Consider the following 20,551-nt stretch of genomic DNA (forward strand, 5'->3'; position numbering starts at 1 on the left):
GGATTCGCGGTGGAACAGCGGCGGCTGGGAGCAGGGCCTCCCGCCCCGATCGCAGGCCGACCCGGCGTCGCCGGTGCGGCCTTACGCGGTGACCGGCGGGCGGACGGCGCCGCGGGTCAAGCTGGCGATGGAGGCGCTGGTGTCGTCGGCCACCGCCGAACACCGGGAGTTCTCCCATATAACCCCTGAATATCAAGCGATTTCCCGATTGTGTCGTCAGGTGCGGTCGGTCGCCGAGGTGTCGGCTCTGCTGCACATCCCCCTGGGGGTGGCGCGGGTGCTGATCGCCGACATGGCGGCTGAAGGGCTCGTACGCGTGCACCAGCCGCAGCTGGATGCCGGCCGTCCGGACGTCAACTTGCTGGAAAGGGTGCTCAGTGGACTTCGCAGGCTCTAGCGGGGAATTGACCTCGACCAAAATAGTGGTGGCCGGCGGCTTCGGGGTGGGCAAGACGACGTTCGTCGGCGCCGTGTCGGAGATCATGCCGTTGACGACCGAGGCCGTGATGACCGACGCGTCGGCGGGGATCGACGACCTCGGCATGACGCCGCTGAAGTCGACCACGACCGTGGCCATGGACTTCGGGCGGGTCTCCCTGGACCGTGACCTGATCCTCTATCTGTTCGGCACGCCGGGTCAGCACCGGTTCTGGTTCATGTGGGACGACCTGGTGCGCGGCGCGATCGGGGCCGTGGTGCTGGTCGACACGCGGCGGCTGGCCGACAGCTTCCCGGCGATCGACTACTTCGAGGAGGCCCAGCTGCCCTTCATCGTGGGCGTCAACGGCTGGGACGGGCAGTATCCGCACCCCGACAGCGAGGTGCGCGACGCGCTCTCGCTGGTCCCGCACATCCCGCTCATCCGCCTGGACGCGCGCTCCAAGGAATCGGTGAAGGGCGCGCTCATCCACCTGGTCGAGCACGCCCTGACCGTGCGCACCGCCGTCCCCGGCTGGAACGGCTAGGCGGGAACCGCCTCGATCACGCTGGCGGCGGCCTCCAGGCCGACGACCCTGGTCAGGGTGAGGTCCGCGCGGGCGAGCAGCGCACCGTACTCCGCCCTGCTGCGCTCGGCGCCGCCGTCGAAGACGGCGAGCATCCGCATGTCGAGGTCCTTGCCCAGGTGGGGAGCGTCGTCGTCGGGCAGCACGATCTCCAGGATCAGCACCCGGCCGGTCGGGCTCATCGCCTGACGCACCGTGCGCAGGATCGCCACCGCGTCCTCGTCGTCCCAGTTGTGCAGCACGCTGCCGAGCAGGTAGGCGTCCCGGCCCTCCGGGACCGACCGGAAGAAGTCGCCCGGCACCAGCTCGCAGCGGCCGGCCAGACCGTCGTCCGCGAGCGCCTGCCTGGCCTGCTCGACGACGTGCTCCCGGTCGAGCAGCACTCCGCGCATCTCGGGGTTGGCCCGCAGGATCGCCGACAGGATGTGTCCACGCCCGCCGCCCACGTCCACCAGGCTGTGCACGCCGGTGAAGTCGTAGCCTTTCACCAGGCCCTCGATGAACGGGATCGCCCTGGTCGACATGTATTCGCCGAAGATCCTGCTCGCCTCGGGGTCGGTGGCCAGGCTCTCGTAGAGAGGGCCGTAGCGGGCCGTGAGCGCCGACGATCCCGAGCGGACGGTGGCGGGCAGGTTGCCCATCGCATACCAGAGCCTCTCGTCGCCCAGCATCCGGATCGACGAGCGCAGCGAGCCGGGGACGTCCGAGCGCAGCGCGGTGCCCCGTTCGGAGAGGTCGTAACGGTCGTCTCCGGCACGCCGCACCAGGCCCATGGCCGCCAGCTCGCGCAGCACCCTGCGGAGCGCGCGCGGATCCGCCTCGCACCGCCTGGCCAGCTCGGCCGGCTCGAGCGGGCCGTGGGCCAGCTCGTCGGCCACGCCCAGCTCGGCCATGGTCAGCAGGGCCGCGAAGCGGGAAAGATCCGCCATCGCGTCCCAGATGAGGTCGTCGGAGTGACGCATGGATTCCTTTCTCGATCTCGTATCGTCATGGTCTGCGGGTGGCCTGGCGGTGCCAGACCAGGACCCGCCGTTCGGCCAGCACGAACAGCGCGTTCACCAGATAGCCGAGCACGCCGAGCAGCGCGATCGCCGACCAGACGCCGGCCGCGTCGAAGCTCCGCTGCGCCTGCAGCATCTGGTAGCCGATGCCGTCGGTGCCGCCGAAGATCTCCGAGAGCACCATGAGGATCAGCGCCAGCGACAGGCTCAGCCGCAGCCCGGCGAAGATCTTCGGTGACGCCGCGGGGATGACGACCACCCGCAGATGCTGGGCCTTCGACAGCCCGAACACGGTGGCGGTCTCGGTGTAGGTGCGGTCCACCGACCGGGCGCCGTCGATGCTGTTGAGCAGCACCGGCCAGATGACGCCGAACACGATCGTGGCCAGCTGCGTCGCCAGGCCCGACTGGAACAGCACGAGGAACAGCGGCAGCAGCATCGGCGGCGGCACCGCCCGGCCGAACTCGATCAGCCCGTCCACGTACCCGGAGATGGTGCGCGAGCGCCCCAGGACCACCCCCACCACCACGCCGATCAGCGAGGCGAGGACCCAGCCGCCGAACATGCGGCCGAGGCTGGGCATGATGTTGGCGAACGCGTCATCGGTGAGGAACAGCCGGGAGGCCGGTCCCGAGAACCACAGCTCGTACATCCGCACGACGATCTCGCTGGGAGGCGGGAAGTCGTCGTCCACGTAGACGAAGCGGGTGACCAGCTCCCAGGCGACTATCACCAGGGGTACGAACCAGAGCCGGTTGAGCACTTTCACGTCCGCGCCCCTCCCGTCCGCAGCCAGTGCCAGCGGAACAGGCGCCGCTCGGCCGTCTGCAACGCCAGGTTCGCCACCACGCCGAAGATCCCGGCCCACAGCGTGGCCGCCATGATCAGGTCCATCCGGTTGCCCGAGCCGGCCGCGACCGCGAACACGCCGATGCCGTTGACGCCGCCGGCCAGCAGCTCCGCGCTCACGGCCAGCACCAGCGCGATCCCGGCGGCGATCCGCACGCCGGTCGCCATGAAGGGCGCGGCGCTGGGCAGGCTGACCCGGGCCAGTACCGCCAGCGGGCCGAACCCGAAGGTCCGCATCGACTCCTTGGCCAGCGGGTCGACGTCGTGCATGCCGTACAGGGTGTTGATGAGGATCGGCCACAGCGACGCGTAGACGATGACCGAGACCTTCATCAGCGAGTCTTCGGGGATGAGCAGGATCGCCAGCGGGATGATCGCCACCGACGGGATCGGCCGCATGAACTCCAGCAGCGGCCGGACCGCCTGCTCCGCCCGGGGCAGCGCGCCGAGCAGCACGCCCAGCGGCACCCCGACGCCGATCGCGACCAGCAGGCCGAGTGCCCAGTTTCCGATCGTGACCAGCATTCCTTCGAGGAACTCGGGGTCCGCCAGGAGGAGGGCGGCTTCGTACAGGATCACCGACGGAGCCGGGAAGTCGAACGTCCGGGACACCCAGAGTCTGACGACCAGCTCGCCGAGAATGAGGAAGCCCGCGACGCCGATGGCGCCGCGGGTCAGTTGGGCACTTCTCATCCTGCTGCTGGGGGAGCCACGATGATCGACTTCACGTCGATCGGCTTCTCGAGGTACTTGTACTCGAGCATCAGGTCGGCGACCTTCTGCAGCCGGTCGGCGTTCAGCTCGCTCGGGTAGGTGCCGAGCGTGATCACCGACGCGACCTCCGGCGTGATCTTCGTGTACGTCGGGATCATCGCCTCGATCTCCTTGCGGTCGCTGGAGGCGAGGGTCTGGGCCTTGGAGATCGCGCGCTGGAAGGCGGCCAGCGTCTTCGGGTGCTTCTGCGCCCACTCCTCGGTGGCCATCCAGCCGGCGATGGGCAGGTTCTCGGTCTCACCGGTCATCGTGTCGGCGAGCTTGCGGAAGCCGAGCTGGCTCTGCGTCGCGGTGATGAACGGCTCGGTGATCCAGCCGGCGTCGGCCTGGCCGCTCGCGATGGCGTTGCCCATCTCGGGGAACGGCTTCTCCGCGAATTTGACGTCGTTTTCAGTAAGACCGGCGACCTTCAGCTGCGTCGTCACGGCAAGCGTGGCGACGTTGCGCAGGTTGTTGACCAGGATGGTCTTGCCCTTGAGGTCCGCCACCGCGTTAATCGGCGAGTCCTTCGGGACCATGATGTTGAAGTTGTTTTCAGCGGCCTGGTACATGTCCGCGACGAGCTTGAGCTTCTTGCCGGCCTCGACCGCGGAGAAGGTCGAGACGTAGTTCGTCATGGAGATGTCGAGTGAGCCGTTCTCCACTTGCGGGATCGCGGCCGCGCCACCGGTAATGATGACCGGCTCGACCGTGAGGCCCTCCTCCTTGAAGTAGCCCTTGGCGTTCGCGATATAGAGCGACACGGGGTCGGGAATGGGGAGGGCCCCCACCTTGATGGTGGTCTTTTCCAGACCGTCGGCGTTGGCCGTCGTGTCGGGGGACTCGCCGCCGCTGCCACAGGCGGTAAGGGCGAGTGCGACTGCGGCGCCGACGGCAATGGCGCGACAGCGCAGGTTGCGTGTCATGGGGAAGGTCTCCTACCAGGGGGGAAGCTATTGGAGCGCGGCATTCGATCGCCGGGCGTGAAGCGTACCGGAGGGGAGATCAGAGCTGAAGCCGATCCGTCTCGAATCCCCTACTTTTCTGCTTAACACGACTTCTCGCTTTATAGTCGCATATATTACTTTCTGTCATCTAAAGGGTCATATGTCCGAATCGGAAGATCGTAGCTCTCCGTAAACGGAAGCTAGCGGCTCGAACAAAGCGGCCCTCTGGACGATGGAAAACTCGTGAGGCGTTGGCTCAACTATGAGGTTTGTGCTCAAATTGGGCACCGAACTTGCCTGCGATCACGCGTCGGCGTGCCAAATGCGCGTGATCCCCACTAAGCAGCAGGCTATGGCGAGAGGTTGCCACAGTGAGGACACCAGCGACCGATTCCGGTCGTAGCAGGGCGCAAGACCTGCCGGGACCGCCCGTTTCCACGCTGGCGCCGGCGGACCGGCCGCTGCCCAAGCCGGGCAGCTCGTTCGCTCTGCGTAACTGGCGAGTACGGACCCGCCTCATCGCCCTCATCGCCATCCCGACGATCGTCGGCGTCCTCCTCGGCGCGCTGCGCGTCGGCACCTCCATCGGCAGCGCCCAGCAGTACGCGCAGGTCGGTGAGGTCAACACGCTGATGAGCAGTGTCGGGGAGCTCGCGCACAACCTGGCGGTCGAGCGCGACCGGGCCGCCCGCTACGTCGCCTCCAACCGCAGACAGGGCGAACTGCAGCCGCTGACCACGCAGCAGGACATCGTCGACGCCAGCGCCAAGCGCTTACTCGGGATTTCGGGCTCCGCCCAGGGCCTGCTGTCGGATCTGGGCCAGAGGCGTCTGGAACTCACCCGCTTCCGGCTCGGGCAGCTGCCCACGATGCGCAAGACGATCCAGGGAAGCCAGCTCCCGCCGCTGCCGACCATCGAGAAGTACAGCGAGGTCATCAGCGATCTGCTGCAGCTCTTCGACGAGGTCGGCCAGGGGGCGGCCGACGAGCAGATCACCTCGACCAGCACGGCCATGCGCGCCGTGGCCCGGGCCGAGGAGGAGACCTCCAAGCAGCGCGCGCTGCTGTCCGCCGCGCTGCTGAAGAACGAGTTCACCGGACCCGAGTTCAACGCCTTCGTCGACGCCCGCGCCCGCCGCGAGAGCGAGCGGGCGACCTTCCGCAGCGCCGCCACGCCGGCCCAGCGCCAGCACTTCGACAACACGGTCACCAGCGTCGAGGTCGGCCGGGCCGAGTTCTACGCCAACCGCGCGATCTTCCTGCACAACGCGGGGACGGCGCTGCAGCGCCTGGACACCACGACCACCAAGGACGTCGACAAGTGGTACGACTCCATCACACGGACGGTCGACAAGCAGAACGAGGTGCAGAAGGCCCTCTCGCAGCAGATCGCCACCCGCAGCGCCGACCTGCAGGGCGCCGACCGGCAGGCGGCCGCCTTCAGCATCGGCCTGGTCATCCTGCTGCTGGCGCTGGTCCTCGTGGTCACCGCCGTCATGGCGCGCTCGCTCGTACGGCCGCTGAGGCGACTGCGCGGGGACGCGCTCAAGGTCGCCGGCAAGACGCTGCCCGGCCTGGTGCGTCAGCTGCGCGAGGGCGAGGCGGATCCGGAGTCGCTGCACGTGCCGCCCATCCAGATCTCCTCCAAGGACGAGATCGGTGAAGTCGCGCGGGCGTTCGACGAGGTGCACCGGGAAGCGGTGCGGCTGGCGGGCGAGGAGTCCCGCCTGCGCGCCAACGTCAACGCGATGTTCGTGAACCTGTCGCGGCGCAGCCAGACGCTGGTCGAGCGGCAGATCACCCTGATCGACGGCCTGGAGCAGGGCGAGCAGGACGAGCAGCGGCTGGCCAACCTGTTCAAGCTGGACCACCTGGCCACCCGCATGCGCCGCAACTCCGAGAACCTGCTGGTCCTCGCCGGCCAGGAGCCGCCCCGCCGCTGGAGCCAGCCCGTCAAGATGGTCGACGTGGCCCGCGCCTCGCTCTCCGAGGTCGAGAACTACGAGCGGGTCGTGCTCCAGGTCCCCGACGGCGTCTCCGTCGCCGGCCAGGCCGTCAACGACGTCATCCACCTGATCGCCGAGCTGGTGGAGAACGCGCTGTCGTTCTCCCCGCGCGAGACCCGGGTGACGGTGTCCGGCAGCCGGATCGACGGCGGCGGCGTGATGCTGTCCATCAGCGACTCCGGCATCGGCATGACCCAGGAAGAACTCGTCCAGGCCAACGAGCGGCTCGCCCAGACCGTGGCCGTGGACGTCTCGGTCTCGCGCCGCATGGGCCTGTTCGTGGTCTCCCGGCTGGCACAGCGGCACGGCATCCGCGTACAGCTCAGGACGCAGAGCGGCGGCGGGCTCACCGCGATGGTGCTGGTGCCCGAGAGCCTGCTGGGCGCGCAGACGCAGGGCTTCGACGGCGCGGCCGGCGCCGCCGGGGCGCTGGCCGGCATGCAGCGCGCCAGGGCCGAGGCCTTCACCTCGCCGCCGCCCGTGCCCCAGTGGGGCGACAACGGCTTCCAGATGAGCCCGGCGCACCCCTCGTACCCGGGGAGCGCGGAACCCAGCGGCTCCTGGCCCGCCACCAACGTGCAGTGGCCGTCCAACGGCGGCGGCTCGGGCGCGTGGCCGTCCGATCCGCGCGGCGGCGGCGGGTTCGACACCGACGACGTGTGGATCCCCTCGCGCGTCCCCGGCAGCTGGACGAACGAGCAGGCGCCGCCGATCGAGCGGCCCGCCGACCCGCTGCCGACCAGGAACCCGGCCAACCGCGGCAAGCAGGCGTACGACTTCCCGGAGACGGCCGAGTCGGGGGCCACCGGCCCCATGCCCGCGGTCAACGCCTCCTCGGGAGGGGACGACTACCTGCCGATCTTCGCCTCGGTGGAGTCGGCCTGGTTCGAGCGCGGTGGCAGCAGCGGCGCGTGGGGGTCGGCCAAGGCGGACGCGGGATGGACCGCGGCGCAGGCGGCGGCCGAACCCGTACGGGACGGCGCGACGGCCTCAGGGTTGCCCAAGCGGGTGCCGAAGGCGAACCTGGTGCCGGGCTCGGCCGACACGGCCGCGGCGCCCAAGGGGGTCGCCCCGATGCCCGCGATCTCACCGGACCGGGTGCGCAGCCGGCTGGCGAGCTTCCAGAAGGGCTTCCGTGCGGCACGCGACGACATCAGCGAGGGCAGGGCGAACGTCTCTGACCCGAGGGAGAACAGGGAGGAGGGCGCGTGAACGACCTGAGCCAGGCGGCGCGGGGAGTGGACTGGTTGGTCACGGACTTCGTCAACAGTGTTCCCGGTGTCGCGCATGCGGTGGTGGTGTCGTCCGACGGACTGCCCCTGGCCACGTCGGCCGGGTTTCCGGTGGACCGGGCCGACCAGCTGGCGGCGATCGCCTCCGGGCTGGTGAGCCTGACCCAGGGCGCGGCCCGGGTGTTCGAGGGCGGCGCCGTGAACCAGACGATCGTGGAGATGCAACGGGGGCTCATGCTGATCATGTCCATTAGCGACGGTTCCTGTCTGGGAGTGCTCGCCGCTCCGGACTGCGACATGGGACTGGTCGCGTACCAGATGACGTTGATGGTGGATCGCGCCGGCAAGGTGCTGACCCCGGCGGTGCGTGCCGAGCTGCGCGCCAGCCAGACCAGGTGATGTAGGTGACGGACCCCAGATGGAACAGCGGCGGCTGGACTCCCCAGCCGCCTCCGCCGTCGAGCAACGACCCGGCCTCGCCGGTCCGTCCCTACGCGGTGACCGGCGGGCGGACCGCGCCCAGGGTCAAGCTCGCGATGGAGGCCCTGGTGTCGTCGGCGACGGCCGAGCACCGGGAGTTCTCCCACATCACTCCCGAATACCAGGCGATCAGCCATCTCTGCCGTCAGGTGCGGTCGGTCGCGGAGGTGTCGGCGCTGTTACGGATGCCCTTGGGCGTGGCGCGGGTGCTGATCGCCGACATGGCCGCTGAGGGCCTGGTCCGGGTGCACCAGCCGCAGCTGGACGAGGGCAGGCCGGATGTCAACCTGCTGGAAAGGGTGCTCAGTGGACTTCGCAGGCTCTAGCCCCGGGCTCACCTCGGCGAAGATCGTGGTGGCCGGCGGCTTCGGGGTGGGCAAGACGACGTTCGTCGGCGCCGTGTCCGAGATCATGCCGCTGACGACCGAGGCCGTGATGACCGACGCGTCGGCGGGGATCGACGACCTCGGCATGACCCCGCTCAAGACGACCACCACGGTGGCGATGGACTTCGGCCGCGTGTCCCTGGACCGCGACCTGATCCTCTACCTGTTCGGCACGCCCGGGCAGCACCGGTTCTGGTTCATGTGGGACGACCTGGTGAAGGGGGCGATCGGCGCGGTCGTCCTGGTCGACACGCGCCGGCTGGCCGACAGCTTCCCGGCCATCGACTACTTCGAAGAGGCCAAGCTGCCCTTCATCGTGGGCATCAACGGCTGGGACGGACGGTACCCGCACGGCGACAACGAGGTCCGTGAGGCGCTCACGCTCGCGCCGCACATCCCGCTCCTCCGTCTCGACGCGCGTACGAAGGACTCGGTCAAGGGCGCTCTGATCAACCTCGTGGAGCACGCGTTGTCGGTCCGGATGGCCGTGCCAGGCTGGAACGGCTAGCGAAGCGGATAGGCTGAGAGCAGACCCACATTCGCTTCGAGGACTGGCCAACCACGTGTTCGAGACGCTTTCCGACCGGCTGACATCGGTCTTCTCCTCCCTCCGATCCAAGGGTCGGCTGTCCGACGCCGACATCGACGCGACCACCCGCGAGATCCGCATCGCGCTGCTCGAGGCCGATGTCGCGCTCCCGGTGGTCAAGGCGTTCGTCGCCCGGGTCAAGGAGCGCGCCCGCGGTGCGGAGGTCTCGCAGGCGCTCAACCCGGCGCAGCAGGTCGTCAAGATCGTCAACGACGAGCTGATCGAGATCCTGGGCGGCGAGACGCGCAGGCTGCGTTACGCCAAGACGCCGCCGACCGTGATCATGCTCGCCGGTCTCCAGGGCTCCGGCAAGACCACGCTGGCGGGCAAGCTCGCCAAGTGGCTGCGCGAGCAGGGCCACGTGCCGCTGATGGTCGCCGCCGACCTCCAGCGCCCCAACGCGGTGCAGCAGCTCCAGGTGATGGGCGAGCGCGCGCAGGTCGCGGTCTACGCTCCGGAGCCCGGCAACGGGGTCGGCGACCCGGTCGACGTCGCCCGCCGCTCGATCGACGAGGCCAGGCGCCAGCAGCACGACATCGTCATCATCGACACCGCCGGCCGCCTCGGCATCGACCAGGAGCTCATGCGGCAGGCCGCCGACATCCGCGACGCGGTCCAGCCCGACGAGATCATGTTCGTGGTCGACGCCATGATCGGCCAGGACGCCGTCACCACGGCCCAGGCGTTCATGGACGGCGTCGGCTTCGACGGCGTGGTGCTCACCAAGCTCGACGGCGACGCCCGCGGCGGCGCGGCCCTGTCGGTGCGCCACATCACCGGCCGCCCGATCATGTTCGCCTCCACCGGCGAGAAGCTGGAAGACTTCGACGCCTTCCACCCCGACCGGATGGCCTCCAGGATCCTCGACATGGGTGACATCCTCACCCTGATCGAGCAGGCCCAGAAGACGTTCGACGAGGAGCAGGCCGCCAAGATGGCGGGCAAGCTCACCTCGGGCGAGAACTTCACGCTGGAGGACTTCCTCGAGCAGATGATGATGGTCCAGAAGATGGGCCCCATCAAGAACCTGCTCGGCATGATGCCCGGCATGGGGCAGATGCGCGACCAGATCAACTCGATCGACGACCGCGACCTCGACCGCATCGCCGCCATCATCCGTTCGATGACCCCGGCCGAGCGGCAGGACCCGAAGATCATCAACGGCTCCCGGCGGGCCCGCATCGCGAACGGCTCCGGCACCACGGTCAGCGCCGTCAACAACCTGGTCACCCGCTTCTTCGAGGCCCAGAAGATGATGAAGCGGATGGCCGGCGGCATGGGCATCCCCGGCATGCCGGGCGGCAAGGGCAAGGCGGCCAAGTCCTCCAAGAAGGCCAAGAAGGGGCGGCGCGTGAGCGGCGACCCGCGCAAGGCCGCGCTCGGCAAGGCGGCCGCGGCCGACGAGGCCCCCGCCGCGCCCAAGAAGGGCGGCGCGCTGGGCAACCTCGGCGGCAAGCTGCCTCCGGGCGTCGAGCTGCCCCCCGGCTTCGACCCGTCGAAGCTGCGGCTGCCCGGCCAGAAGTAATCTTCGTGGCGGCGGGCGTGTGGGTCCCGGGCAGTGTCCGGCGTCTGGCACAATGACATGTTGGAACACCGTGACCAGGCGGGTGCCCTCTCACCTCCCGCAGGTCACGTTTGTCCCTTGAGCGGGCTCGCATCGTGCCCCACTCGATGAGAAGCCGCTCACTCGTGTCTGTGAACGCAGGAGAGACCACACCCGTGGCAGTCAAGATCAAGCTCAAGCGGCTCGGCATGATCCGCAACGCTCAGTACCGCATCATCGTCGCCGACAGCCGCACCAAGCGTGACGGCCGTGCGATCGAGGAGATCGGTCTGTACCACCCGAAGGAACACCCTTCGCGCATCGAGATCAATGGTGAGCGTGCCGCTTACTGGCTGGGTGTCGGCGCGCAGCCGACCGAGCCGGTGCTCAAGCTGCTCAAGCTCACCGGCGACTGGCAGAAGTTCAAGGGCGAGCCCGCCCCGGCGCCTCTCAAGGTGGCCGAGCCGGCGCCCGACAGGCACGCCGTCTACGAGGCCGCCGCCAAGGAGGCCCTGGCCGGTGGCGAGACCGCCACCACCGCCACGACGCCGAAGAGGTCCAAGAAGAAGGACGAGGCCGAGGCCCCCGCCGAGACCCCGTCCGAGGGCGAGGGCTGACGTGCTCGAGGAGGCACTCGAGCACCTCGTGAAGGGCATCGTCGAACATCCCGACGATGTCCGGGTCCGCGCACGCCGCATCCGCAGCGGGCGCGTCCTGGAGGTCCGAGTGCACCCTGACGACCTGGGCAAGGTCATCGGCCGCGGCGGGCGCACCGCCAAGGCTCTGCGCACGGTCGTGAACGCCCTGGCCGACGGTAAGTACGTCCGGGTCGACCTGCTCGACCTGCACGAAGCGGTCCGTTGACGTCAGGTTTCGCGCGCCCTCATCGGTAAGCCCGGTGGGGGCGCTCGTGGTTGTGGAGAGGGAAGGTTCACGTGCAGCTGGTCGTCGGCCGGATAAGCCGTGCCCATGGAGTGCGCGGTGACGTCACCGTGGAGGTGCGCACCGACGATCCCGGGCTGCGTTTCGCCGTCGGCAACGCGCTCACGACCGACCCGCCCGAGCGCGGGCCGCTGGTGATCGAGAGCAGCCGCTGGCACAAGGGCGCGCTGCTGCTGTCCCTCGCCGGCGTCACCGACCGCGACAGCGCCGAGGAGCTCCGCGGCACCCTGCTCGTCATCGACTCCTCGGACGTCGAGCCGTCCGACGACCCCGACGAGTTCCACGACCACCAGCTCATCGGGCTCACGGTCGAGACCACCGGCGGCGAGACCGTCGGCGAGGTGGCCGACGTCCTCCACCACGGCCAGGACCTGCTCGTGGTGCGGCGCGGCGGCGGCCGCGAGGAGGCGCTCGTCCCGTTCGTGAAGGCGCTGGTCCCCGTCGTGGATCTGGAGGGCGGCAAGCTCGTCGTCGATCCGCCGGAAGGCCTGCTGTGAGGCTCGACATCATCTCGATCTTCCCTGAATACTTCGCGCCGCTCGGCGTCTCGCTGATCGGCAAGGCCCGCGAGCGCGGCACCCTCGACGTCCGCGTCCACCAGCTCCGCGACTGGGCGCACGACGTCCACAAGACCGTCGACGACACCCCTTACGGCGGCGGCCCCGGCATGGTGATGAAGCCGGAGGTGTGGGGCGAGGCCATCGACGACGTCATCGGCGACGGCGGGCCCCGGATGATCGTGCCGACGCCGAGCGGGCGGCCGTTCACCCAGGAGCTGGCCCAGGAGCTGGCGGGGGAGGAGTGGCTGCTGTTCGCGTGCGGCCGCTACGAGGGCATCGACTCCCGGGTGATGGCCGAGTACGGCTCGCGGCTGCGCGTCGACGAGGTGAGCATCGGCGACTACGTGCTGGCGGGCGGCGAGGTGGCGGTGCTGGTGATGGTGGAGGCCATCGGCCGGCTGATGCCCGGCGTGCTCGGCAACGTCCGCTCCGCCGTCGACGACTCCTTCGCGCCCGGGGCCATGCGCAACCTGCTCGAAGGCCCGGTCTACACCAAGCCGCCCGTCTGGCGGGGTCACGAGGTGCCGGAGGTGCTGCTGTCCGGGCATCACGGCAAGGTCGCCAGATGGCGCCGTGACCAGGCGCTCCGCCGTACGGTCGAGACCCGGCCCGAGCTGCTGGCGGAGATCGACGCCGAGACGCTCGACAAGCACGACCGGCGGCTCCTCGACGAGCTGGCGTTTCGCGTCCCTCCGGAAGATGTGGCAAACTGAAGCGTCGCCAACTGCCATGTGGTTGGTCAGCATGCCCGGGAAGCTTCCCGGGTTCACCGAATCAGCAGGCGCGTCCGCCATGAGCCCAGGCCGGGTGGACCTCCGCGTGCTCGCGAGACTTGAGGAAGCATCTCTCATGCACACGAAGATCCAGGAGCTTGAGAAGGCCAACCTGCGCAGCGACGTCCCGGACTTCCGTCCCGGTGACACGCTCGAGGTCCACGTACGCGTCGTCGAGGGCAACCGCTCCCGCGTCCAGGTCTTCAAGGGGTTCGTGCTCCGCCGTCAGGGCGGCGGCGCCCGCGAGACCTTCACCGTCCGCAAGGTCAGCTACGGCGTCGGCGTCGAGCGCACCTTCCCGGTGCACAGCCCGGTGATCGAGAAGATCGTCGTGGCCAGCCGGGGCGACGTGCGCCGCGCCAAGCTCTACTACATGCGCGACCTGCGCGGCAAGGCGGCCCGCATCCGCGAGAAGCGTGAGACGCCCGTCAAGTGAGCCCGGCGTCCGAACGGCCCGCCCCGTGGGGCGGGCCGTTCCGCCTTTGCGGGGGCCTTCCCTTTATGTGGAGCGACTCGTGCCCGGTGTAACGTCGGTCGAGGCTTGTCGAGCCGACACATCATCTAGGCTCATCACCGATGACTAGCGAGAGCCAGGAGTACGGCGCGTCGCGCCGCCCTGTCGAGGACGAGGTGGACGTGGTCGCCGAAGAGACTCACCAACCGGCAAAAGGCGGGAAGCCCGACGAAGACCAGAAGAAGGAAAAGAAGGGCTCCTTCTGGAAGGAGCTCCCCGTCCTGGTCGTCGTGGCACTGGCCCTCGCGCTGATCATCAAGACCTTCGTGATCCAGGCGTTCTACATCCCGTCCGAGTCGATGGAGAACACCCTCCTCACCAACGACCGGGTCCTCGTCAACAAGCTCGTCTACCACACCCGCGACATCGAGCGCGGCGACGTCGTGGTCTTCTCCGGCGTCAACTCCTGGGACGGCGAGTTCCAGATGGAGGAGCCGAGCAACCCGGTCGAGGGCTTCTTCCGGTGGGTCGGCACCGCGTTCGGCATCGTGCCCGGTGAGAAGGACTACATCAAGCGGGTCATCGGCGTCGGCGGCGACCACGTCGAGTGCTGCGACAAGCAGCAGCGCATCACCGTCAACGGCGTGCCGCTCGACGAGAGCTCATACCTCTACCCGGGCAACCTGCCCTCGCGCGAGGAGTTCGAGACCGACGTGCCGCCCGGCCACCTGTGGGTGATGGGCGACCACCGGCAGGTCTCCATGGACTCGCGCTCCCACACCGGCGATCCCGGCGGCGGATCCATCCCCGAGAGCCAGGTCATCGGGCGGGCCTTCGTCATCGTCTGGCCGTTCTCCCGGGCCACCACGATCCCCATCCCCGAAACGTTCGCACAGCCCGCGCTCCAGGCGCTCAGCGGCGCGACACCGCTGGTCGCCGGGTTCGCGCTGGCCGTCCCCCTGGTTCTGGTCCGTAGGCGCTGGCTGCGGAGTAAGCGCTGATGGCCGCCACCGAGAAGGCGGAGTCCTTGGAGAAGAAGAAAAAGGGCGGCTTCCGGGAGACCGTCCTCCTGCTGATCACGGGGATCGGCATCGCCCTGTTGCTGCAGGCCTTCGTGGTCGGATCGTTCTACATCCCCTCGGAGTCGATGGAGAACACCCTCAAGATCAACGACCGGGTGTTCGTCAACAAGCTCGCCGGGCCGCCCGGGCGCGGCGACATCGTGGTGTTCAAGGGCTGGAACGGCGAAGACACCATCAAGCGGGTGATCGGCGTCGGCGGCGACCAGGTCAAGTGCTGCGACTCCAAGCGGCGCATCACCATCAACGGCAAGCCGCTCGACGAGTCGTCCTACCTCTACCCCGACGACTACCCCTCGGGCGACGAGTTCGACGTCAAGGTGCCCGAGGGCAAGCTCTGGCTGATGGGCGACCACCGCAGCGCCTCCGCCGACGCGCGCAGCCACATGGAGGAGCCCGGGGGCGGCTTCATCTCGGTCGACGACGTCATCGGCACGGCGGTCGTCCGCTACTGGCCGCTCGGCCGCGGCACGATCTTCACGAAGCCTGACAGCTTCGCACGGGTCGAGTAGTCGCGGTTTGCGCCGGATGGGGCGTACGCTTCCAGTGTCATGACAGTAGCGTTCCGCCCTCGACCGAGCGTGGTCCGGCGTGATTCCGGGCTCTACGCCTACGAGCGGGCGCTGGCCCGCCGCGGCCTCACTCCCATCGCCGGAGTCGATGAGGCCGGACGTGGCGCTTGCGCCGGCCCGCTGGTCGTCGCCGCCGTCATCCTGCGCAAGCCGATCGAGGGGCTGGGCGACTCCAAGCTGCTCACACCCGCCGTGCGGGAGCGGCTGCACGACCTCATCCTCGCCACCGCGCACGTCGGCGTCGTCGTCATCCCTCCGGAGGTCATCGACGCCAGGGGGCTCCACAAGTGCAACGTGGCGGGAATGCGGCGGGCGGTCGCGCGGTTGACCTGCGATCCGGGATACATCCTCACCGATGGCTTCCCGGTTCCGGGTCTGCCGGCGCCTTCGCTGGCGGTCTGGAAGGGGGACCAGGTGGCCGCCTGCGTGGCGGCCGCGTCGATAGTGGCGAAGGTGACGAGGGACCGGCTGATGGCCGCGCTCGACGAGGAGTTCCCGCTTTACGGCTTCGCCGAGCACAAGGGGTACGTCACGCCACAGCATCGCCTCGCACTCGAAACGCACGGCCCGTGCCCGCACCACCGTTACTCCTTCGTCACGGTGGCTAGGGGGATGGGCGAGAATGAAATGGGGGCCGGGGTTGCCTGATCAGGCACGCCGGGGGACCGGTACGACAGGAGGACCGCGATGAGCGCAGAGGATCTCGAAAAGTACGAGACCGAGATGGAGCTGCAGCTTTACCGCGAATACCGCGATGTCGTCGGATTGTTTACCTACGTGGTGGAAACGGAGCGGCGGTTCTACCTGACGAACTCGGTCGATCTGGACGTACGCACGGCGGAGAACGGTGATGTGTTCTTCGACGTGAAGATGCAGGACGCGTGGGTGTGGGACATGTACCGGCCCGCGCGGTTCGTGAAGAACGTCCGTGTGGTCACGTTCAAGGATGTCAACGTCGAAGAGCTGGCCAAGGCCGACCTGGAGATGCCCAAGGAGGGCTTCTCCGGTTAGCGGCGTGACAGGTTGACGAAGGGGCGCGAGCTGTTCGCGCCCCTTCGTCGTATGTGCGGGTCTTCTGGGTTGTCCACAGGGTGCCCGCGCTCGCCCTCGCTGTCCCCAGAGCCACGTTCGGGGCCGGACGCGGCGGCCCCCGTGCGCGAAGGTCAGTGCCCGGAGGTGGCACACATGGCCGCGAAGAACGAACTCGGCAGGCACGGCGAGCAACTCGCCGCCGACTACCTGCGTGCCGAGGGCATGACCATCATCGAGCGCAACTGGCGCTGCCGCCACGGCGAGATCGACATCATCGCCGAGGACGGCCCCACCCTCGTGGTGGTCGAGGTCAAGACCCGATCGAGCATGTCGCACGGCACGGCGCTGGAGTCCGTGCGCCCCGCCAAGCTGGCCCGCCTGCGCGCACTCGCCGCCAAGTGGCTGGCCGCGGAGTCGCGCACGTACGCCACGGTCAGGATCGACGTGATCGCCCTGGACCGCTTCGCGGGCGACTACTCCCTGCGCCACGTGCGGGGGGCGTCGTAGATGGCGGTCGCACGCACCCGCAGCGTCGCCCTGGTCGGCGTCACGGGCAGCTCGGTGGAGGTGGAGGCCGACGTCGGCAACGGCCTGGCGGGCATCCACCTCATCGGGCTGCCCGACGCGGCGCTGAGCGAGGCCAGAGAGCGGGTCCGCTCGGCCATGGTCAACAGTCATTTCCCGTGGCCCGACGCCCGCATCACGGTCAGCCTGTTCCCCGCCAGCGTCCCCAAGCGCGGCAGCCAGTTCGACCTGTCCATAGCGGTGGCCATCCTCGGCGCCGCCGGGGTGGTCCCGGCGAGCCGCATCGCGGGCCCGTTCTTCCTCGGCGAGCTCGGCCTCGACGGACGCCTCCGCCCGGTGCGCGGCGTGCTCCCGTCCGTGCTGAGCGCGGCCAAGGAGGGCGACGACATCACCGTCGTGGTCCCGGCGGCCAACGCCGCGGAGGCCGCCCTGGTCCCGGGCGTGCGGGTGATCCCGGTGCCCGACCTGCGCCGCCTTGTGGAGTGGCTCCGCGCGGACGACTTCCCGTCGTCGATCGAGACGCCCGCCCACCCTCCGACGCCGGGCGGGACGCCCGATCGCTTCGGGCCGCCCGCCCGCCCTCTGACGCCGGGCGGGACGCCCGACCGCTTCGGGGCGCACGGCCACCCCCTGACGTCGGCCGGGACGCCCGACCGCTTCGGGGCGTCCGGGCACTCGCGGCCGTCCCCGCCCGTCCAGCCGCACGTCGACCTGTCCGACGTGGTCGGCCAGCCCATGGCCAGGCGCGCCCTGGAGGTCTGCGCCGCGGGCAACCACAACCTGTGGATGCTCGGCCCGCCCGGCACCGGCAAGACCCTCCTGGCCGAGCGCCTGCCCACGCTGCTCCCCGACCTGGAGCTCGATCACGCCCTGGAGGTCACGGCCATCCACTCCGTCGCCGGCGCGCTCCCGCCCAACAGCCCCATGGTCTTCCGTCCGCCGTACATCAGCCCGCACCACACCGCCACGGCGGCGGCGATCGTCGGCGGCGGCAGCTCGGTCGTCCGTCCCGGCGCGGTCTCCCTGGCACACCGGGGCATCCTGTTCATGGACGAAGCGCCCGAGTTTCCCTCCCACGTGCTCGACTCGTTGCGGCAGCCGCTGGAGTCCGGGCAGGTGACCGTGTCCAGGTCGATCGGCTCCGTCACCTTTCCCGCGCGTTTCATCCTCGTGCTGGCGGCCAACCCTTGCCCGTGCGCCCAACCGCAGGACAAGGGCGGAGAGTGCCAGTGCTCGCCCACCACCCGGCGCCGCTACCTGAGCAGGCTCTCCGGCCCGCTCCTCGACCGCGTCGACATGAAGGTCACCGTGGCGCGCTCGTCCAGACGCGAGCTGATGGCCGACCGGCAGTTCGTCGAGACCAGCGAGACCGTGGCAGGGCGCGTTCTCGCGGCCCGCGCCCGCGCCGCCGAACGCCTCACCGGCACGCCATGGCGGACCAACGCCGAAGTCCCCTCCGCGGCCCTGCACTCCCGGTTCCGGCCGTCAGACGCCGCCATGAAGCCCATGACGAGCTGCCTCGACTCCGGCTCCCTGAGCGCCCGCGGCCTCGACCGTGTCGTCCGCGTCGCCTGGACGCTCGCTGACCTGGCGGGCAAGCCCCGCCCCGACGAGGACGAGACCTCGGCCGCGCTGGCCCTCTGGCTCGGCCTCAATCCATGACAGCCATCCGCCACCGGAGGATCACCATGAGCACCCCCGATCACGAGGCGAGAGCCGCCCTCATGCGCGCCGCCGACGCCGGCGACACCGTCATGGGCGCCCTCGTGTCCCACCTGGGCGCCGTCCAAGCGCTTCAAGCCGTACGGGAGAGGGCCGCGCCACCCGGGTTCGCCCTCGCCGAAGAGCTGGCCGGCCGCTTCCAGAGCTGGCACGCCCGCCTGGCGGCCTGCGACCCCGCGGCCGACCTGGAGGCGGGCGAGCGGGCAGGCGCCAGGCTCGTCATCCCCGGCGACGCCGAATGGCCCACCCAGCTGGACGCGCTCGGCTCCGGCCGCCCGCTCGGCCTCTGGCTCCATGGCACGGCCGACCTGCGCTTCTCCTGCCTGCGTTCGGTCGCGGTGGTCGGCGCGCGAGCCGCCACCTCCTACGGCGTCCACGTCGCCGCCCAGTTCGGCATCGGGCTGAGCGAGGCCGGATGGACTGTGGTGTCCGGCGGCGCCTTCGGCGTCGACGGCGCCGCCCACAGGGGAGCGCTGGCCGCCGGAGGCCCCACGGTGGTGGTCCTGGCCTGCGGCGTCGACTACTGCTACCCGGCGGAGCACCGCTCCCTGTTCGCCGGAGCCCGCGACCGGGGCGTGCTGGTCAGCGAATGCCCGCCGGGCGTCCGGCCGACCCGGTCCCGCTTCCTGATCAGAAACCGCGTGATCGCCGCCCTGTCCAGGGGCACCCTGGTCGTGGAGGCAGCCCTGCGCAGCGGCGCGCTCAACACGGCCGGCCACGCCCTCACGCTCGACCGGCATCTCGGCGCCGTCCCCGGCCCCATCACCTCCGCCCTGTCCGACGGCTGCCACCGTCTCCTGCGCGAACGCAAGGCCGTCTGCGTCACGACCCCGGAAGAGATGATCGAACTTGTCGGCGTCATGGGCGACGACCTCGCCCCCGCGTTGCGGGCCCCCGCCCTTCCCCGGGACTCTCTGCCGGAGCAGACCAAGCGCGTCCTGGACGCCGTCCCGGCCAGGATCAGCGCGGGCCCCGCCACCATCGCCGTGACCGCCGGCGTGGACCTCAACACGGCCCTCAGCGCTCTGGGCTCCCTGGCGGCCACCGGCTACATCGAACGCACCGCCGGCGGCTGGCGCGCCCGCCGCCCGGTCTCACCGATCTACCCGAAGGCCGAGCCTGCCCTTCCGCGGTCCACCCCGGCGCCCGCCGCCGACGACCTCGGCGTCGTACCGAATCCGCCCAGGGAAGCGTCCTCGGCGAGCAACTCCGGCGTACCCGAAGAGCTCCCGGAGGTGGTGCCGTCCATGCCTGATCCCTGCGGCGTGCCGACGGAACCGGCGGGATCGGAGCCGTCGTCCCGCTCGGCCGCGGCAGGCGCTCCGGCTCCATCGGCTCCCACGGAGGGACCTTCCTTTCACGGTCCGGGATCACCCGTCAGTACGGGGAAATCCGCGGCTGGGACATCGGTTCACGCGAAGGAGTCTCTTGTGCAGGGTTCCGCGACGCCGGTCAGTTCGGCGGAGCCTGGGACTGGGGCGTCTGCCCGTGCGGGGGAGTGCGCTGTGCGGGCTTCGGCTTCGCCGGTCAGTTCGGCGGAGCCTGGGACTGGGGCGTCTGCCCGTGCGGGGGAGTGTCCTGTGCGGGCTTCGGCTTCGCCGGTCAGCTCGGCGGAGCCTGGGACTGGGGCGTCTGCCCGTGCGGAGGAGTGTCTTGTGCATGCCTCCGCGACGCCGGTCAGCTCGGGGGCGTTTCCGGCTGGGGCCTCGTCGTCAGCGCATATGGGTAGGGCTCCCTCCCGTGTTTCGGCATTGCCGGTCGGTTCGGCGGAGTTTGGGGCTGGGGCGTCGGTCCGTGTGGGGGAGTGTCCTGTGCAGGCTCCGGCGTCGCCGGACTGGGCGGGACAGCCCTCGGCCGGGGGGTGCGCGTCCTCGGTTGGTCTGGGGGCGGCTGTGGGCGGGGCGTCGGAATCCTCCGATTGGGTGGGTGGGCTTCTGGATCGGGGTTCGCGGTCGGAGTCCTCGGTATGCCCGGAAGAGATCGCAGGCGCTGTTCCGGAGACGCTGGCCTGTCCGAGTGCGTTGGCCGGACCTTCCGCTTCGTCGGAGGAGTGCGCTGATCCCGGAGGCCTGATCCCGCGACCACGACCGGCTCGCGAATGA

23 protein-coding genes are annotated in these 20,551 nt (G+C 69.8%); 19 read left to right on the forward strand and 4 right to left on the reverse strand.

Features of this window, described 5'->3' with window-relative positions; translation table 11 throughout:
* Positions 1-73: 73 nt before the first annotated feature.
* Both ACZ6YG_RS23175 and ACZ6YG_RS23180 read left to right on the forward strand, forming a co-directional pair.
* On the forward strand, positions 74-397 hold the full coding sequence (locus ACZ6YG_RS23175) for a DUF742 domain-containing protein (RefSeq protein WP_148034881.1): 324 nt from the start codon (positions 74-76) through the stop codon (positions 395-397).
* A gap of 7 nt (positions 398-404) precedes the next feature.
* Positions 405-965: a GTP-binding protein gene (locus ACZ6YG_RS23180; protein ID WP_148033789.1), complete on the forward strand. Its 561-nt coding sequence runs from the start codon at positions 405-407 to the stop codon at positions 963-965.
* Here ACZ6YG_RS23180 and ACZ6YG_RS23185 read toward each other — a convergent pair.
* From ACZ6YG_RS23185 to ACZ6YG_RS23200, 4 genes are read right to left on the reverse strand one after another with little or no spacing between them, the layout of a single operon-like run.
* Entirely contained in the window at positions 962-1,966 is a 1,005-nt protein-coding gene (locus ACZ6YG_RS23185) for a methyltransferase (protein ID WP_148033788.1), read from the reverse strand. The genes ACZ6YG_RS23180 and ACZ6YG_RS23185 overlap by 4 nt on opposite strands.
* Before the next feature lie 25 nt (positions 1,967-1,991).
* Positions 1,992-2,774 (reverse strand): ABC transporter permease, encoded by a 783-nt coding sequence (locus ACZ6YG_RS23190; RefSeq protein WP_219546583.1) that lies wholly within the window; start codon positions 2,772-2,774, stop codon positions 1,992-1,994.
* Complete coding sequence (locus ACZ6YG_RS23195) at positions 2,771-3,547, reverse strand: ABC transporter permease (RefSeq protein ID WP_148033786.1); 777 nt, start codon at positions 3,545-3,547, stop codon at positions 2,771-2,773. The genes ACZ6YG_RS23190 and ACZ6YG_RS23195 overlap by 4 nt, the downstream gene beginning before the upstream one ends.
* On the reverse strand, positions 3,544-4,533 hold the full coding sequence (locus ACZ6YG_RS23200) for an ABC transporter substrate-binding protein (RefSeq protein ID WP_261808793.1): 990 nt from the start codon (positions 4,531-4,533) through the stop codon (positions 3,544-3,546). Before ACZ6YG_RS23200 ends, ACZ6YG_RS23195 begins: the two co-directional genes overlap by 4 nt.
* A gap of 392 nt (positions 4,534-4,925) precedes the next feature.
* Here ACZ6YG_RS23200 and ACZ6YG_RS23205 point away from each other — a divergent pair, with 392 nt between their 5' ends.
* The 17 genes from ACZ6YG_RS23205 (at position 4,926) to dprA (ending at position 20,551) form a co-directional block, all read left to right on the forward strand.
* Positions 4,926-7,772 (forward strand): sensor histidine kinase, encoded by a 2,847-nt coding sequence (locus ACZ6YG_RS23205; RefSeq protein ID WP_219546584.1) that lies wholly within the window; start codon positions 4,926-4,928, stop codon positions 7,770-7,772.
* Entirely contained in the window at positions 7,769-8,191 is a 423-nt protein-coding gene (locus ACZ6YG_RS23210) for a roadblock/LC7 domain-containing protein (RefSeq protein ID WP_148033784.1), read from the forward strand. The genes ACZ6YG_RS23205 and ACZ6YG_RS23210 overlap by 4 nt, the downstream gene beginning before the upstream one ends.
* Positions 8,192-8,196: 5 nt before the next feature.
* Positions 8,197-8,598, forward strand: coding sequence for a DUF742 domain-containing protein (locus ACZ6YG_RS23215; RefSeq protein ID WP_148033783.1), 402 nt, complete (start codon positions 8,197-8,199; stop codon positions 8,596-8,598).
* Positions 8,552-9,166 carry a GTP-binding protein gene (locus ACZ6YG_RS23220; protein WP_148033782.1) on the forward strand — a complete coding sequence of 205 codons (615 nt, stop codon included), beginning with the start codon at positions 8,552-8,554 and terminating at the stop codon, positions 9,164-9,166. Before ACZ6YG_RS23215 ends, ACZ6YG_RS23220 begins: the two co-directional genes overlap by 47 nt.
* Before the next feature lie 55 nt (positions 9,167-9,221).
* On the forward strand, positions 9,222-10,772 hold the full coding sequence (ffh, locus tag ACZ6YG_RS23225) for a signal recognition particle protein (protein WP_148033781.1): 1,551 nt from the start codon (positions 9,222-9,224) through the stop codon (positions 10,770-10,772).
* 194 nt (positions 10,773-10,966) lie between these two features.
* Complete coding sequence (rpsP, locus tag ACZ6YG_RS23230) at positions 10,967-11,407, forward strand: 30S ribosomal protein S16 (protein WP_148033780.1); 441 nt, start codon at positions 10,967-10,969, stop codon at positions 11,405-11,407.
* Between the two features lies 1 nt (position 11,408).
* Entirely contained in the window at positions 11,409-11,654 is a 246-nt protein-coding gene (locus ACZ6YG_RS23235; RefSeq protein WP_148033779.1) for an RNA-binding protein, read from the forward strand.
* Positions 11,655-11,725: 71 nt separating this feature from the next.
* On the forward strand, positions 11,726-12,229 hold the full coding sequence (gene rimM / locus ACZ6YG_RS23240; RefSeq protein ID WP_148033778.1) for a ribosome maturation factor RimM: 504 nt from the start codon (positions 11,726-11,728) through the stop codon (positions 12,227-12,229).
* On the forward strand, positions 12,226-13,005 hold the full coding sequence (gene trmD / locus ACZ6YG_RS23245; RefSeq protein WP_466019159.1) for a tRNA (guanosine(37)-N1)-methyltransferase TrmD: 780 nt from the start codon (positions 12,226-12,228) through the stop codon (positions 13,003-13,005). Before rimM ends, trmD begins: the two co-directional genes overlap by 4 nt.
* A gap of 136 nt (positions 13,006-13,141) precedes the next feature.
* Positions 13,142-13,501 (forward strand): 50S ribosomal protein L19, encoded by a 360-nt coding sequence (rplS, locus tag ACZ6YG_RS23250; protein WP_148033776.1) that lies wholly within the window; start codon positions 13,142-13,144, stop codon positions 13,499-13,501.
* A gap of 140 nt (positions 13,502-13,641) precedes the next feature.
* Positions 13,642-14,520, forward strand: coding sequence for a signal peptidase I (gene lepB, locus ACZ6YG_RS23255; RefSeq protein WP_219546585.1), 879 nt, complete (start codon positions 13,642-13,644; stop codon positions 14,518-14,520).
* Positions 14,520-15,110, forward strand: a complete 591-nt coding sequence (gene lepB / locus ACZ6YG_RS23260) for a signal peptidase I (RefSeq protein WP_148033774.1) — start codon at positions 14,520-14,522, stop codon at positions 15,108-15,110. Before lepB (ACZ6YG_RS23255) ends, lepB (ACZ6YG_RS23260) begins: the two co-directional genes overlap by 1 nt.
* Before the next feature lie 39 nt (positions 15,111-15,149).
* Entirely contained in the window at positions 15,150-15,818 is a 669-nt protein-coding gene (locus ACZ6YG_RS23265; protein WP_148033773.1) for a ribonuclease HII, read from the forward strand.
* A gap of 39 nt (positions 15,819-15,857) precedes the next feature.
* Positions 15,858-16,181, forward strand: a complete 324-nt coding sequence (locus ACZ6YG_RS23270; RefSeq protein WP_026215037.1) for a DUF2469 domain-containing protein — start codon at positions 15,858-15,860, stop codon at positions 16,179-16,181.
* A 174-nt stretch (positions 16,182-16,355) separates the two neighbouring features.
* Positions 16,356-16,709 (forward strand): YraN family protein, encoded by a 354-nt coding sequence (locus ACZ6YG_RS23275; protein WP_148033772.1) that lies wholly within the window; start codon positions 16,356-16,358, stop codon positions 16,707-16,709.
* A complete protein-coding gene (locus ACZ6YG_RS23280; RefSeq protein ID WP_466019160.1) occupies positions 16,710-18,389 on the forward strand; it encodes a YifB family Mg chelatase-like AAA ATPase in 1,680 nt (559 codons plus the stop codon).
* Between the two features lie 26 nt (positions 18,390-18,415).
* The gene (dprA, locus tag ACZ6YG_RS23285) at positions 18,416-20,551 is read left to right on the forward strand and encodes a DNA-processing protein DprA (protein ID WP_466019161.1); all 2,136 of its coding nucleotides are present in this window, start codon (positions 18,416-18,418) and stop codon (positions 20,549-20,551) included.

Source organism: Nonomuraea sp. NPDC054003, assembly GCF_055585125.1.